Origin of the sequence: Cellvibrio zantedeschiae (genome assembly GCF_014652535.1) — a bacterium.
Lineage (GTDB): Bacteria > Pseudomonadota > Gammaproteobacteria > Pseudomonadales > Cellvibrionaceae > Cellvibrio > Cellvibrio zantedeschiae.
This window is the reverse complement of sequence record NZ_BMYZ01000001.1, coordinates 2207012-2221102: the sequence shown is the minus strand read 5'-3', so window position 1 is coordinate 2221102 and position 14091 is coordinate 2207012. Positions and strand designations below refer to the sequence as shown.

General features: G+C 45.9%; 15 protein-coding genes and 1 tRNA gene. 14 read left to right on the top strand and 2 right to left on the bottom strand.

The window, feature by feature from the left end:
• Positions 1-35: 35 nt before the first annotated feature.
• The 6 genes from glmM (at position 36) to IE104_RS09825 (ending at position 5215) form a co-directional block, all read left to right on the top strand.
• Positions 36-1373, top strand: a complete 1338-nt coding sequence (glmM, locus tag IE104_RS09850) for a phosphoglucosamine mutase (protein WP_189417895.1) — start codon at positions 36-38, stop codon at positions 1371-1373.
• Between the two features lie 191 nt (positions 1374-1564).
• A complete protein-coding gene (gene tpiA, locus IE104_RS09845) occupies positions 1565-2326 on the top strand; it encodes a triose-phosphate isomerase (protein WP_189417893.1) in 762 nt (253 codons plus the stop codon).
• Positions 2327-2392: 66 nt separating this feature from the next.
• Positions 2393-2770, top strand: coding sequence for a preprotein translocase subunit SecG (gene secG / locus IE104_RS09840; protein WP_189417891.1), 378 nt, complete (start codon positions 2393-2395; stop codon positions 2768-2770).
• Between the two features lie 6 nt (positions 2771-2776).
• Positions 2777-2861: transfer RNA gene (locus IE104_RS09835), tRNA-Leu, on the top strand.
• Between the two features lie 184 nt (positions 2862-3045).
• Entirely contained in the window at positions 3046-4443 is a 1398-nt protein-coding gene (locus IE104_RS09830) for an MATE family efflux transporter (RefSeq protein WP_189417890.1), read from the top strand.
• A gap of 31 nt (positions 4444-4474) precedes the next feature.
• Positions 4475-5215 carry a tRNA-uridine aminocarboxypropyltransferase gene (locus tag IE104_RS09825; RefSeq protein WP_189417889.1) on the top strand — a complete coding sequence of 247 codons (741 nt, stop codon included), beginning with the start codon at positions 4475-4477 and terminating at the stop codon, positions 5213-5215.
• Between the two features lie 476 nt (positions 5216-5691).
• On the opposite strand, the gene IE104_RS09820 is transcribed toward IE104_RS09825, so the two are convergent.
• Positions 5692-6771, bottom strand: coding sequence for a DUF3530 family protein (locus tag IE104_RS09820; protein ID WP_189417888.1), 1080 nt, complete (start codon positions 6769-6771; stop codon positions 5692-5694).
• A gap of 134 nt (positions 6772-6905) precedes the next feature.
• Between IE104_RS09820 and rpe the strand changes: the two genes are divergently transcribed.
• The 7 genes from rpe (at position 6906) to trpC (ending at position 12714) form a co-directional block, all read left to right on the top strand.
• On the top strand, positions 6906-7592 hold the full coding sequence (rpe, locus tag IE104_RS09815; RefSeq protein WP_189417886.1) for a ribulose-phosphate 3-epimerase: 687 nt from the start codon (positions 6906-6908) through the stop codon (positions 7590-7592).
• 357 nt (positions 7593-7949) lie between these two features.
• Complete coding sequence (trpE, locus tag IE104_RS09810; RefSeq protein ID WP_189417885.1) at positions 7950-9425, top strand: anthranilate synthase component I; 1476 nt, start codon at positions 7950-7952, stop codon at positions 9423-9425.
• On the top strand, positions 9422-10003 hold the full coding sequence (locus IE104_RS09805) for an anthranilate synthase component II (protein WP_189417883.1): 582 nt from the start codon (positions 9422-9424) through the stop codon (positions 10001-10003). Before trpE ends, IE104_RS09805 begins: the two co-directional genes overlap by 4 nt.
• A gap of 16 nt (positions 10004-10019) precedes the next feature.
• Positions 10020-10328, top strand: a complete 309-nt coding sequence (locus tag IE104_RS09800) for a DUF1330 domain-containing protein (RefSeq protein ID WP_189417881.1) — start codon at positions 10020-10022, stop codon at positions 10326-10328.
• Positions 10329-10362: 34 nt separating this feature from the next.
• Positions 10363-10752 (top strand): tautomerase family protein, encoded by a 390-nt coding sequence (locus IE104_RS09795; RefSeq protein WP_189417879.1) that lies wholly within the window; start codon positions 10363-10365, stop codon positions 10750-10752.
• 111 nt (positions 10753-10863) lie between these two features.
• On the top strand, positions 10864-11892 hold the full coding sequence (trpD, locus tag IE104_RS09790) for an anthranilate phosphoribosyltransferase (protein WP_189417877.1): 1029 nt from the start codon (positions 10864-10866) through the stop codon (positions 11890-11892).
• A 24-nt stretch (positions 11893-11916) separates the two neighbouring features.
• A complete protein-coding gene (gene trpC / locus IE104_RS09785) occupies positions 11917-12714 on the top strand; it encodes an indole-3-glycerol phosphate synthase TrpC (RefSeq protein ID WP_189417875.1) in 798 nt (265 codons plus the stop codon).
• Between the two features lie 64 nt (positions 12715-12778).
• Here trpC and crp read toward each other — a convergent pair whose 3' ends face one another.
• Positions 12779-13414: a cAMP-activated global transcriptional regulator CRP gene (crp, locus tag IE104_RS09780; protein WP_189417873.1), complete on the bottom strand. Its 636-nt coding sequence runs from the start codon at positions 13412-13414 to the stop codon at positions 12779-12781.
• 248 nt (positions 13415-13662) lie between these two features.
• Here crp and IE104_RS09775 point away from each other — a divergent pair, with 248 nt between their 5' ends.
• The gene (locus tag IE104_RS09775; RefSeq protein WP_189417866.1) at positions 13663-14082 is read left to right on the top strand and encodes an OsmC family protein; all 420 of its coding nucleotides are present in this window, start codon (positions 13663-13665) and stop codon (positions 14080-14082) included.
• The last annotated feature ends 9 nt before the right edge of the window (positions 14083-14091 follow it).

Genomic DNA, 14091 nt, shown 5'->3' with positions numbered 1-14091 from the left:
TTAGGAGTTAATTTTTGAAAGTGGAGTAAGGATTCATGTCGCGCAAATATTTTGGTACAGATGGTATTCGTGGTTTGGTTGGTGAAGCTCCAATTACCCCGGACTTTATGCTGAAGCTCGGTTGGGCTGCTGGCCGTGTGCTTATGGATCGCTTTGACGGCTCCAATCTGATTTTAATCGGTAAAGATACCCGTATTTCTGGCTATATGTTTGAATCTGCCCTGCAAGCCGGTTTGATTAACGCTGGTGTGGATGTGGGCTTACTTGGCCCAATGCCAACACCTGGAGTCGCATATCTCACCCGTACTTTCCAGGCGCAAGCCGGTATTGTGATCAGTGCGTCGCACAACAGTTACGTCGATAACGGCATTAAATTTTTTGGTGGTAACGGCACTAAATTGCCAGATGAGTTGGAGCGTCTTATCGAGGAAGAGTTGGAAAAACCAATGACCACCGCTGAAAAGCTCGGTAAAGCGCGCCGTATCGGCGATGCATCCGGTCGTTACATTGAATTCTGTAAAGGCACCATGCCTTGGGGTTTTAACCTTAAAGGTCTACAAATCGTGTTGGATTGCGCGCACGGCGCTACCTACAATATCGCGCCTGATGTATTTAGCGAGCTGGGCGCAAAAATTATCCCTATGTTTGTGGAACCGAACGGTACCAACATTAACCGCAGTTGCGGTTCCACCAAACCAGAAGCCTTACAAGAGAAAGTTATCGAGGTGGGTGCTGATCTTGGTATCGCTTTCGACGGCGATGGTGACCGGGTGGTATTTGTGGACCACAAAGGTGAAATCGTCGATGGCGATGAATTGCTCTACATCATTGCTCGATACCAGCAAGAATACGCAGGTGGCTGCGATGGTGTCGTGGGCACTCTAATGAGTAACTTTGGTTTTGAATTAGGTCTCAAAAAGCTTGGTGTTCCTTTCGCTCGCGCTAAGGTCGGCGACCGTTATGTGATTGAAATGATGCGCCAAAATGGCTGGCGTCTTGGCGGTGAAAACTCTGGCCACATAGTGTGCAGCAACGTAACCACTACCGGCGACGGTATTATTTCTGCATTGCAGGTTCTGTTGGCGGTTACAACCTTTGGCGAGTCTTTATACAAGATCAAAAAAGGCATGAACAAAATGCCGCAAGTCATGATCAATGTGCACATGGCAAAGCGTGTGGATTTGAGTTCAGACCAAACTGTTCAGTCAGCAGTGAAAGCGACTGAGGAAAAACTTGCAGGAACAGGCCGCGTGCTTTTACGCCCATCGGGTACAGAACCCGTTGTGCGAGTGATGGTGGAAGGCGAAGATAAGAAGCAGGTTAAGGAGCTGGCGCAAGAGCTGGCCAAAACTGTTGAGTTAGCATTGAGCTAACCAACTCTTGCACTGCTGTTTAAAAACTACCCAAGGTGAAAAGTTGACAGCTAAAAATTGATCGAATTAGCTCAATTTTTAGCTGTCGTTACTTATAAAACCGATAAAAATCAGGGTGTAAGCTAAGATTAGGTTGTATGTTCAAGTCATCTTAGCTACCATGAGCGCCCGCTTTGGGGGAGGTATTGCTGTTGAACAAAACCAGTCACGCAAAGCGTCGCCAGCTTGTAGTTGGCAACTGGAAAATGAATGGAAACCAGCAGTCAAATGCTGAGTTGTTGGCCAAAGTAGTTGCTGGCTGGCAAGGTGAACATAACGCTGAAGTCGTTGTTTGTCCGCCCAATCCATACTTACTACCAACGTTTGAAAAGATTTCTGGCTCGCCCATTTTTTTGGGTGCGCAAAACCTGAGTCAGTATGATTCAGGTGCCTATACCGGAGAGGTATCGGCTAAAATGCTGGGAGAATTGCATTGCAAATTTGTGATTATTGGTCACAATGAGCGCCGCCGTTTGCAGGGCGAAACTGATGCACAAGTTGCACAAAAGTTTATCGCAGCGCAGCGCGAAAATTTGATTCCCATTTTATGTGTTGGTGAATCAAGTGCTCAGCGCGAAAATGGCCAACACCTTGAGGTGATAGGTGCGCAACTGCAAGCAGTATTTGACCAGGTTGGTCTCGACGTATTTAAAAATGCCGTAGTTGCCTACGAACCTGTGTGGGCGGTAGGAACTGGCAAAACAGCAACACCGCAACAAGCAGAAGAAGTGCATCGTTTTATTCGCACACGCTTGGGTGACTTGGCTGAAGAAGTAAGAATTTTGTACGGCGGTAGTGTTAAAGCCAGTAATGCCGAACAATTGTTCGCGATACCGGATATCGATGGTGCCTTGCTTGGCGGCGCGTCATTAGATGCCGAAGAATTTTTGAAAATTTGTAAAGCTGCTGATTAAAATTTCTTACTAAAGAATTTCGGCAAATTAATGATACTCAATCGATCCTAATTAAGAGATCCAGCAATGGAAAAGTTAGTATTAGTTATCCACTCAATATCTGCGCTGGCAATTATTGTGTTGATTTTGTTGCAACAAGGTAAGGGTGCTGCAGCCGGTGCATCTTTTGGTTCTGGTGCATCGCAAACCGTATTTGGTAGTGATGGTGGCAGTAGTTTTTTTACTCGCGCTACTGCAATTTTTGCAACTATATTTTTTGTACTCAGCCTTACACTTGCGGTAATGGCAAAAAATCATTCTAAAGTTGCTGTGCAAGGTATTCCTGCTGTTCCAGCTGCCGCACAACAAGCACCTGTTGCGCCTGCATCTGACGTGCCTGCAACTAACCAGGCTGCTCCTGCAGCTAGCGATGTTCCAGCAACTGCACCGGAGCAAAGCAAGTAAGAAAAAGCCCGAGTGGTGGAATTGGTAGACACGCTATGTTGAGGTCGTAGTGGCGTAAGCTGTGCCGGTTCGAGTCCGGCCTCGGGTACCAAATGTAAGACCGATATTTGTTTTTTTATGTAAAAATATCGTTTAAAAACCCGTCCTTAATTTACAGTAAGGACGGGTTTTTTTATGTCATAAAAAACACCCAGTTGTGCGTTTTTCTCAGGATCTTCGCTGCATCATCATGCAAGCACCTACTATTTTTTTCTAATTGAATTACCGGGTTTTTCATGTCACAAATTCCTGATGTCTCCAGCGATTCTGACCAATCACCTGTGACCGCTGCGCAATCCAAAGGTCTTTGGGGAATGAGTCGTCCGCTTTTAGTGGAGCAATCTCTGCAATTAAGTGTTCCTGTTTTGGATACATTTTTTTTGAGTCGCGTTAGTGATTCAGCCGCAGCTGGCGCTGGTGCAATGACACCGGTCATTTTTTTCTGCGTGAATATTCTATGGGTAACGGTTTTTTCAGGCTCCAGTATTGCAAGCCAGCGCCTGGGTGCGGGTGATCGTGAAAAAGCATTAGCAACTATCGCTACCTATGCCACCTGGATTTTAGTTGTTGGCGGAATGCTTGGTCTTTTACTTTACTGGAGTGCGCCCTGGGTTTGCTCACTGATGGGTTTGCCTGGACAAATTCAAACAGACGCAGTTACCTACATTCATGCTATTGCGGCAATTATGCTCGTGTGGGCTTTAAAGATGATATTCCAAACTATTTTGAATATCTTCGGCATGCCGCAGTGGAATATGTTAGCCAACATTGTATTTTTTCTTTGTAATATTCTTTTTTGTTCGGCTGTGGTTTTTCAATGGTTTAACTTACCACCCTTGGGTATTGAAGGTGTTGCGTACGCCAGTGTTTTAGCAGCGATTATCGGCGTATTGGTGAGTGGCTTTTTTGTGTGGAGCCGTCTGGATTTAAACTTGAGTTGGGATAGTTTCGTTAAAGAGTTCCGGCCTGCTTCACGTCACACCTTGCGTATCGCGTTGCCGAGTATGATTGAACCTATGTCATTTGATTTAAATATGATGGTACTTAACGGTTTTGCAGCAGCGTTGGGAGCAGCAGCGCTTGCCGCAAAAATTTATACCTTCAACACATTTTTGATTGGATTGGTTATTACGTTAGCGTTAACCATGGCAACGGAAATTCTGGTGTGTCAATTTGTCGGTGCGGGTAGTTATGAAAAAGCAGCGCGTCAAATGCGCCAAAGCTTGAAAGCTGCGCTTTGGGGTTCAGGTATTGTTGTGGCGATTTTGTTAGCCTTTCATCGTCCGATTATGGATATTTATACTGATGATCAATGGGTGATCAGCGCGTCTTTTTGGTTATTTTTATTGGCTGCATTGTCTGAACCACCACGAGCGGTAAATGTAATGGTTGGTGGCGCTCTACGCGCCACGGGTGACGGTCTTTTGATTTCAATTGTCGGCCCTTTATTTACGTGGATAGTTGCAATTCCTGCCGCTTACCTAATGGTGTTTGTTTTACATTGGGGTGTGTTTGGTATTTTGTTATCAGCCATTCTTGATGAAGGTGTGCGTTCCTATTTTTACTGGCGACGCTGGAAATCAAACAAATGGCATCACACACATGTCTATGCCCTTGAATCCAAAGTTGCTTAGGTTTCCAAATGGATGATGTTATTAAAACGCTATGCAACATTTAACAACTAAAAATCAATTCCAATTATTGCGTGAGCGTTGCATTGCCGATTCCACGAGAGTTTTTTCTGCGCGTGGAAAATCGGTGGTGCGGTGCGAGCAATGTCAGCTCGCCGCTTATGCATGTATTTGCGATTGGCAACCGCAATTGCAATCGCACGTCGAATTTGTTTTGTTGTTGCATCGCATAGAAATTTTTAAACCGACAAACACCGGGCGCTTAATTGCTGATTTATTTCCACGCACCCACGCGTATTGTTGGAGCCGTACCGAACCTGATCAAGCGCTTTTGGATTTATTGCAAGACGAGAACCGTCAATGCTTTATCGTTTTTCCTGCGGACACCCCTGAAGCCAAAGCAAAACCACGCGAAGTTTTTTCTGAGGTTCCCGACAATAATAAAATAAAAACCTTTATTTTATTGGATGCAACCTGGAAGCAAAGTAGTCGCATGTTTCATTTGAGCCGCTGGTTGGAATCGGTTCCCTGTATTTCATTACCGCAAGGTGCTTTGCGTGGATACGCTGTGCGCAAATCCCACCAGGAAGATTATTTGTCTACAGCAGAAGCGGCTGCCTTGTGTTTGCAAATGGCTGGTGAAAACACTAACAGCGAACGCTTGCTCGATTATTTCCAATTGTTTAATGAGCATTATCTCGCTACGCGCGGATGTTATCCGCCAATTGTTGGTGAGCTGCATGAGCGTTTGGCTGCATTAAAAATGCCTGCCTAAATCGTCGATATCCTCGCTGATGGGGATAATATCCGCGTTTCACTATGGTTAATTTCCTACACGATTTAGCGCTTTTAGCGACTAGGCGCTGGGGCTCGTTTACTTGAAAATGCACATCAACAAGGAGGTATTCAGGGAAGTGAGGTTGACCAAGAAGGGTCAATGGATGCGACTAATATCGAGGTGGCGAGGACGCCACCTTCAGTTGCAGTATGAGGATGACGCTGCGCAGGAGTGCGGCATAAAAGGAATTTTTGGAGATTGATGGCTTGGAGTAAGCCATGCTAAGGAAGCCAGGTAAGCTGAAGGACACAGCTATTATGGCGCTCGTGAGAGCGCGGCGTTAAGTATAAGGAGGTCGTACCTTTAGAAGGATCTCCGCGGAGTGCGTAAAATATCTATGGGGCTTGAGGTTAATGTTCTCAGGCCCCACTCTTTATTTGCCCTAAACTTTTATTTCCCTTCCGATTTGCACCTTATTTCATGGTTAGGTTTGACGAGTTGCTGCTGCCGCCCTGCAGCTCATTCCCCTCAGCTTTTCTCGCCACAAAACCATGAATTTTTGCCAGCCAAAAATTTTGTTTATCGTCAACACTAACCGGTGGTTGGCTGGGTAAAATTAATTGTTGGTAGTCTTTGAGATTTTTTCGCATTGCCTCCGCATGATGTATGCGCCTGAGTTCGGCTTGGGCGGTGTTGTCTGGATTAAAGAAAACATCCATCACGGGCAAATCTCCCACCGAAAAAATGTCTGCAAGTTGCTCTTTGGTCAGAGGCTCCTGATTTTGCAAGTTCACCAAAATAAGTGCCTGTAAGGGCCCGTCAACGGTGTCGTTGGTTGTGCTGCTTTTATTGATCTTTTTATAAAGTGTTGCGAGCGCATCGGGAGCGCTGCTGTTGTCCACCAATACGACCAAATTAAATTGTCCGATCTTATTGAGCTGCGCAACAGCGGCTTCCACACGGTCGCTAATCAGCTTATTGCGTGGAATGAGCGGTTTTGCAGGTTCAGATGATGCTGAGCTTGTTGTTGCAATAGCTTCTGCTGGAGCAGAACTACTAGCAGCCGAGCTTTCAGTTTCCGCTGCAATGCTACTGGCAGATGCAGACTCCCTTTCGGGAACGGTATTTTGGTACTTTGCAGGCAAGGGCAGCGCCATGGTCGCCCAGCTATAAAGTGGCAGGTTGCGGCGTAAATTTTCCAGGGTTGCAGGCCATAGTTGCGGTACTTCTGGTGCGTGCATAATCAAAAGTGCGCCTTTGGTTTGGCGAGTCTCTCCGTTCTTGAATAGCGTGATGATTTTTTCATCGGGGGTTTCTATCGGCTGTAGTTCGTCCGCTTTGGCGATTGCAGTAAAGGCTTTGGTTAACAAGGCGTTGTCCCGCTCCACGTTATTCGCATAAATAGGCTTTTCAGGCGCAGCCGAGGATGCCGCACTCGACGCCGAGCTCTCAGCAGCAGGGTCTTGCGCAAAGCAAAAATTGCTTAAGCAGATCCAGGCGAAGGCCACGCAAAGTTTTGGCGTGTATTGCAATAATCTATTGGGGGGGAACATATTTCTTTCGTTGCCTTATCTAAACGCATCTCTTTAGAATGTAGGTATATCAGCAGAAGAGCGTTCCCATTGCGGGGCTCGCTGTAAACCAGATCATTTAAGTAATCGGACCATTTACGGAAAACTTTAAGGCTATGCAGAACTTTAAACGAGATTTTAAAATTGCCCCGTCTATTCTGGCCGCCGATTTTGCGCGTTTAGGTGCCGAGGCGGATGCTGTAATAGCCGCAGGTGGTGATTTCATTCACTTTGATGTGATGGACAATCATTACGTGCCCAATCTCACTGTAGGCCCTATGGTGTGCAGAGCTTTGCGTAAATACGGCATAACAGCTCCCATTGATGTGCATTTGATGGTTGAGCCAGTTGACGATTTGATCATTCAATTTGCCGAAGCCGGTGCTACCTACATTAGTTTCCACCCTGAAGCATCTCGACACATAGATCGCTCCATCGAACTTATTAAAGAGAAGGGCTGCAAGCCCGGTTTGGTGCTAAACCCCGCCAGCTCCCTGGAACTAGTGAAAAACTCGCTTTATAAGCTAGATATGCTGCTGCTCATGTCTGTTAACCCTGGCTTTGGTGGGCAAAAGTTCATTCCCCATACTCTGGATAAATTACGCGAAGCGCGTGCACTTATAGATGCCGGTGGTTTTTCCACAAGGCTTGAGGTCGATGGCGGTGTTGGCTTGGGTAATATTCGTGAGATTGCAGAGGCTGGGGCCGATACTTTTGTGGCAGGCTCTGCGATTTTCGGCGCACCTGATTATGCGGAAGCAATTAAGACTATGCATACCGAGTTGGCTGCAGCCAAATTTTGATTAGGGCGACCAATAACCGCGATTTGAGGGTAGGCATTTCTGCATTAATTCAGTACACTTGCCCTCAGTTTAAACGCAATACCCCTTAAAACGAGAAGCTACTTCCGGGAATTATCCTCGTGACAAACGCAACCTTTACCACTACAGAGTGCGCTACCTACCTCGTCGCCCGATGGCGTCGCTAGTTCATTTCGCCTGTGTGCAAGCCGTTCGTTGCGTTTGCATGTGAGGCCACTTCTCCATGTTTGCATCCCAAGTTCTTACAGAACTCTAAATTAGTGCAAACCTGACTTAATAAAGATAAAGACTTGCCTTCACCGCTTGGATTAAAAGCGCGGCAAGTAAAAAGGTAATGACATGACTCCCGAACATTTTGCCGAGTTGGCCCAGCAGGGCTATAACCGTATTCCTGTTATGCGCGAAGTATTAGCGGATCTGGATACACCGCTTTCTTCTTATCTTAAATTGGCCAGTGGGCCTTACTCTTATTTGTTTGAGTCTGTGCAAGGCGGCGAAAAATGGGGTCGTTACTCCATGATTGGTTTGCCTGCACGCACCATCCTTAAAGCTTTTGGCGATGAAATTCAGATTGAACGCGATGGCGAAATTGTTGAGCGCCATACACGTGCAGATGCATTGAGTTTTGTGGACGAATTCAAGCAGCGTTATCGCGCACCTGAATTGCCTGGCTTGCCGCGGTTTACCGGCGGGTTGGTGGGCTACTTTGCTTACGATTGCGTGCGCTATGTTGAGCCACATTTAAAAGCATCCATGCCAAAAGATATTATTGGCACGCCGGATATTTTGCTTAGCGTGTCTGACGAAGTTTTGGTGTTTGACAACCTCGCAGGAAAATTGATTTTTGTGATTCACGCAAATCCAGAAGTCGATAACGCCTACGCAAAAGCCAATGCGCGTTTGGATGAGCTGGAAGCAAAACTGCGCGGCGAAATTCCCACAACACCGAGTTTGAGTTTGGGAATGAATATCCACAGCGAGGCAAAATTCCAATCGCATTTTGGTGAGAAAAATTTCCACGAGGTTGTCGATAAAATCAAAGAATACGTATTGTCTGGCGATACCATGCAAGTGGTTATTTCCCAGCGTTTGTCGATTGATTTTACGAAAGAGCCTATCAATTTATACCGCGCATTGCGCAACTTGAATCCATCCCCATACATGTATTTTATGAATTTGGGTGATCACCATGTGGTGGGTTCAAGCCCGGAAATTCTGGCGCGTTTGGAAGATGGTGAAGTGACTGTGCGACCCATCGCTGGAACACGTCGTCGCGGTTATACGCCAGAAGAAGATAAGGCACTTGAAATTGAATTGGTAAATGATCCAAAAGAAATTGCGGAGCATTTGATGTTGATTGATCTGGGCCGTAATGACGTTGGTCGCGTTGCGGAAATTGGATCGGTAAAACTCACTGATAAAATGGTCGTTGAGCGTTACTCGCACGTTATGCACATCACCTCCAACGTAACCGGAAAATTAAAAGCCGGTTTGGATGCAATGGATGTTCTGCGCGCGGCACTTCCTGCCGGTACTTTGAGTGGCGCACCCAAAATTCGCGCCATGGAAATCATCGACGAATTTGAAACCGAAAAACGCGGCATCTATGGTGGTGCTGTGGGTTATATCTCCTGGAATGGAAATATGGATACCGCAATTGCAATCCGCACGGCTGTTATTAAAGACAACAAGCTTTATGTTCAGGCCGGTGCAGGTGTAGTAGCAGATTCTATTCCAGCGCTTGAGTGGAAAGAAACCATGAATAAAGCGCGCGCTATTTTCAAAGCTGTTGATATGGTGGGAGAAGCAGAATGATTTTAATGATTGATAACTATGATTCGTTTACCTACAACCTGGTGCAATATTTAGGTGAGTTGGGCGCGGACGTAAAAGTTGTGCGCAACGATGAAATTACCATTGAAGAAATTGCTGCGCTCGCACCAGAAAAGATTGTGATTTCTCCTGGCCCCTGTACGCCCACGGAAGCGGGCGTATCAGTGGATACCATTAAAACCTTCGCTGGAAAAATTCCGTTGCTTGGTGTTTGTTTAGGTCACCAAAGTATTGGGCAAGCTTTAGGTGGAAAAGTGATTCGCGCACCTTATGTCATGCACGGTAAAACTTCGCAGGTTTATCACAACAACACAGGTGTTTTTACCGGATTAAAAAATCCATTCCAGGCCACTCGTTACCATTCGCTGGTGATTGAAAAAGAATCTATTCCAGATTGTTTGGAAATCACTGCGTGGACTCAAAATGAAGACGGCAGTATGGGCGAAATCATGGGTGTTAAACACAAAACACTTGCCGTAGAAGGTGTGCAATTTCACCCTGAATCTATCTTGACTGAACATGGTCACGATATGTTGAGAAATTTTTTGCAAGGCAAATAATTCCGGAGGCGCATGTATGACAAAAGGTTATTGGATGGTGCATGTTGAAGTGGAGAATGCTGAAGCCTTCAAAGCTTACATAACAGCCGTTATGGATGTTTTTGCAAAATACGGTGCGCGCTATCTGGCTCGCGGCGGACAATTTGAAGCGGTAGAAGGCAGGGAGCGCCCACGTAATACCATTGTTGAATTTCCCAGTTATCAAGTTGCGGTTGATTGCTGGCATAGCCCGGAATATCAAGCGGTTAAAGCTTTACGCGAAAACGCGGGCCGTGTTGATATTACTATTGTCGAGGGTTATGAAGGTTTACAACCGGGTTCTTAATGGCACCTTGCGTGCTCGACTTAAGGAAATAGCAATGTCGCAAATTAAAATTTATGGCTTAAAAGAATCTATAGATCCAATTAAAAAGCAACTGTCTGATGTGATCCATTCGTGCGTGATGGATGCTTTGCAATTTCCAGCCGATAAACGTGCGCACCGTTTTATCGGCTTGGAAAAAGATGATTTCTTTATGCCTGCAGGCAGAAGTAGTTCCTATATCATCATTGAAATTACAATGATTGAAGGGCGCTCGGTTGAAGCAAGAAAAAAGTTAATTCGCTTGTTGTTCGATAAAATCAAAGCAGAAGTTGGAATTGATTATATGGATGTTGAAATTTGCATTTATGAAAGCCCGGCTTGTAATTGGGGCTTCCGTGGAATGCATGGTGACGAAATAAAACTCAATTATTCGGTTAACGTGTAATTGAACTATTAAACAGGTTTGGTTTTTGTGATAACTCATAAGCTCAATACAAAGAATGGTGCGCTGGCGGTTCTAGCCATTAGTGACATCAACAATAAGAGGCAATAGGCAATGGATATCAAACAAGCATTAAATACCTTGGTGGCGCGCGTAGATTTAAGCACTGAAGAAATGATTTCAGTCATGCGTATCATTATGACGGGTGGTGCAACGCCAGCACAAATTGGTGGATTTCTGGTTGCCTTGCGTATGAAGGGTGAAACTCTGGATGAAATCACCGGCGCGGCTATGGTTATGCGCGAACTCGCCACACCTGTTGATATTCATGTAGATTATTTGGTAGACACTTGCGGCACTGGTGGCGATGGCGCGAATTTGTTTAACGTTTCTACGGCAAGCGCTTTTGTGGTGGCTGCTGCAGGAGCACGTGTTGCCAAGCATGGTAATCGCTCCGTCTCCAGCGTGACGGGCAGTGCAGATGTGCTGGAAGCGGCGGGTATTAAATTGGATATCACCTCCGAACAAGTAGCGCGTTGCGTAAAAGAAATTGGTGTAGGTTTTATGTTCGCACCGGCGCATCACAGTGCAATGAAGCATGCGATTGGCCCGCGCAAAGAATTGGGTATGCGTACCATTTTTAATATGCTTGGCCCTATGACGAATCCCGCGAATGTTAAGCGCCAGGTAATTGGTGTTTTCAATGGCGCGCTCTGCAAACCTATGGCAGAAGTATTGGGTCGTTTAGGAAGTGAGCACGTTATGGTTGTACACGCTAAAGACGGTTTGGATGAAATTAGCTTAGCGACCGAAACGCAAATTGCTGAATTAAAAAATGGTGCGATCCGCGAGTACACAATCAAACCGGAAGACTTCGGCATTCAAAGCAAAAGTTTAATTGGTTTAAGTGTGGCCAGTGCAGAAGATTCACTCTTATTGATTAAAGATGCGCTCGGTAATCGCCGTGGACAATACGCTGAAAAAGCGGCCGACATTATTACACTGAATGCCGGCGCGGCGATTTACGTGAGTGGAGTGGTAGATACTTTTGCAGATGGCGTTGAGATGGCGCGCGATGCAATTGGCAGTAGTTTAGCGGGTGAAAAAATCCGCGAGTTGGCCGCCTTTACCCAATATTTGTAAGCACGTTATTTGTTGAGAAAAACTATGTCTGAAACACCAACCGTATTGCGCAAAATTATCGCGCGCAAATGGGAAGAAATTGCGGCGCGTAAAGCATACACATCCTTGGCTGATTTAAAAGCGCGTGCAGCGGAGCAAGCACCTGCACGTGGCTTTGTAAAAGCTATTGAGCAAAAAATCGCGCAAGGCCAATCGGGCGTAATCGCTGAAATTAAAAAAGCATCGCCCAGCAAAGGTGTCATTCGTGAGAATTTTGTGCCAGCGGATTTAGCGCGCTCTTACGAACTTGGTGGTGCGGCCTGTTTGTCTGTGCTGACGGATATAGATTTTTTCCAAGGCGCAGATGCTTACTTGCAACAAGCGCGCGCTGCGGTAAGCATTCCTGTCATCCGCAAAGATTTTCTGGTGGATGAGTACCATATTTACGAAGCTCGTGCCCTGGGTGCAGATTGTGTGTTGCTTATTGTATCCGCCCTTGAAACAGCGAAGTTAAAAGAGCTGAATTCGCTCGCGTTGGACATAGGTTTAGATGTGCTGGTAGAAGTTCACGATGAAAATGAATTGGATATAGCACTTGAATTGCCGAATAAATTAATCGGCATCAATAACCGCAACCTGCATACCTTTGATGTGACCTTGGATACGACATATAAACTGCTCGATAAAATTGGTAGCGAGCGAATTGTAGTAACTGAAAGCGGTATTTTAGCGCCGGCAGATGTGCAAGCCATGCGTGCAAAAAATGTAAATGCATTCCTCGTTGGTGAAGCTTTTATGCGTGCCGAAGATCCAGGTACTGCGCTTAAAGAATTTTTTAAATAAGCCAAACTAAAGACATAAAAAACCGCCTGATGGCGGTTTTTTATGGGTGTCTGGAAAACAATAGTTATCGTGTTCCGTAAACCACCATGGTTTTACCTTTCACAAGTACCAAGCCTTGGTCTTCGAGCGTTTTGAGTACACGGCCAACCATTTCGCGTGAGCAGCCCACAATGCGGCCAATTTCCTGACGAGTAATTTTGATTTGCATGCCGTCGGGATGAGTCATTGCATCGGGCTCTTTGCAGAGTTCCAGCAGAGTGCGTGCAACACGGCCAGTTACGTCAAGGAAGGCGAGGTCACCAACTTTACGAGTTGTGGCGCGTAAACGACGAGCCATCTGGATACCCAATGCAAACAAGAACTCTGGGTGCGCTTCAGAAATTTCCTGGAATTTGGCGTAGCTGATTTCGGCCACTTCGCATTCGGTTTTAGCTCTCACCCAAGCACTGCGAGAATCCTTATCATCAAACAATCCCATCTCGCCGAAGAAATCGCCATCGTTGAGATAGGCAACAATCATTTCATGGCCGTCATCGTCTTCGATCAGAACTGTCACTGAGCCTTTAACGATGTAATACAGGGAGTCGCTTTTATCGCCAGCATAAATAATGGTGCTTTTAGCCGGATAACGGCGGCGATGACAATGAACTAGAAATTCGTCCACGTTCTTAATGTGTGGTGTGAGGGATACTGCGACCAAGTTGTTGCTCCTGTGTAGTAAGCCCACTTATTCATAAGCTTAGGGCAATAAATTTTCTTATTATGGCCTGAGAAGTCCAAATCTACCAGTTTCGAGCCAAATCTTTGTGACGTCGTTATAAGCCTACCGTTGTTTCTTGTCTACAAGAAAATTGCAATTTAGTGAATGGTGTTGATTTTAGTGACATTTTCATTTTTTACGCCTGCCTGTGGTAACCTTGCGCCATTAATTATTGTGATGAGGTTTTTATGCAAGCAGTAGTAAAGTGGGTTGATGGTGCGCAGTTTTTGGCAGAATCCGGCAGTGGCCACGCAGTGCTTATGGATGGTCCACCAGACCACGGTGGGCGCAATACCGGTGTGCGCCCTATGGAGATGCTGCTAATGGGCTTGGGCGGTTGTTCCTCCTTTGATGTGATGAGTATTCTCACCAAAGCGCGCCAAGCGGTTACCGATTGCCGTTGCGAGTTGCAGGCAGAACGTGCTGAAGGTGTGCCATCACCGTTCACTAAAATCCATATGCATTTTATTGTGACAGGAAAAGAGCTTAAAGAGGCGCAAGTTAAGCGTGCAGTTGAATTGTCTGCGACTAAATATTGCTCAGCGTCCATTATGCTGGAAGCCGGTGGTGTGGAGATTACCCACGCCTATGAAATTCGCGAAGCTTAAGCATCGCCG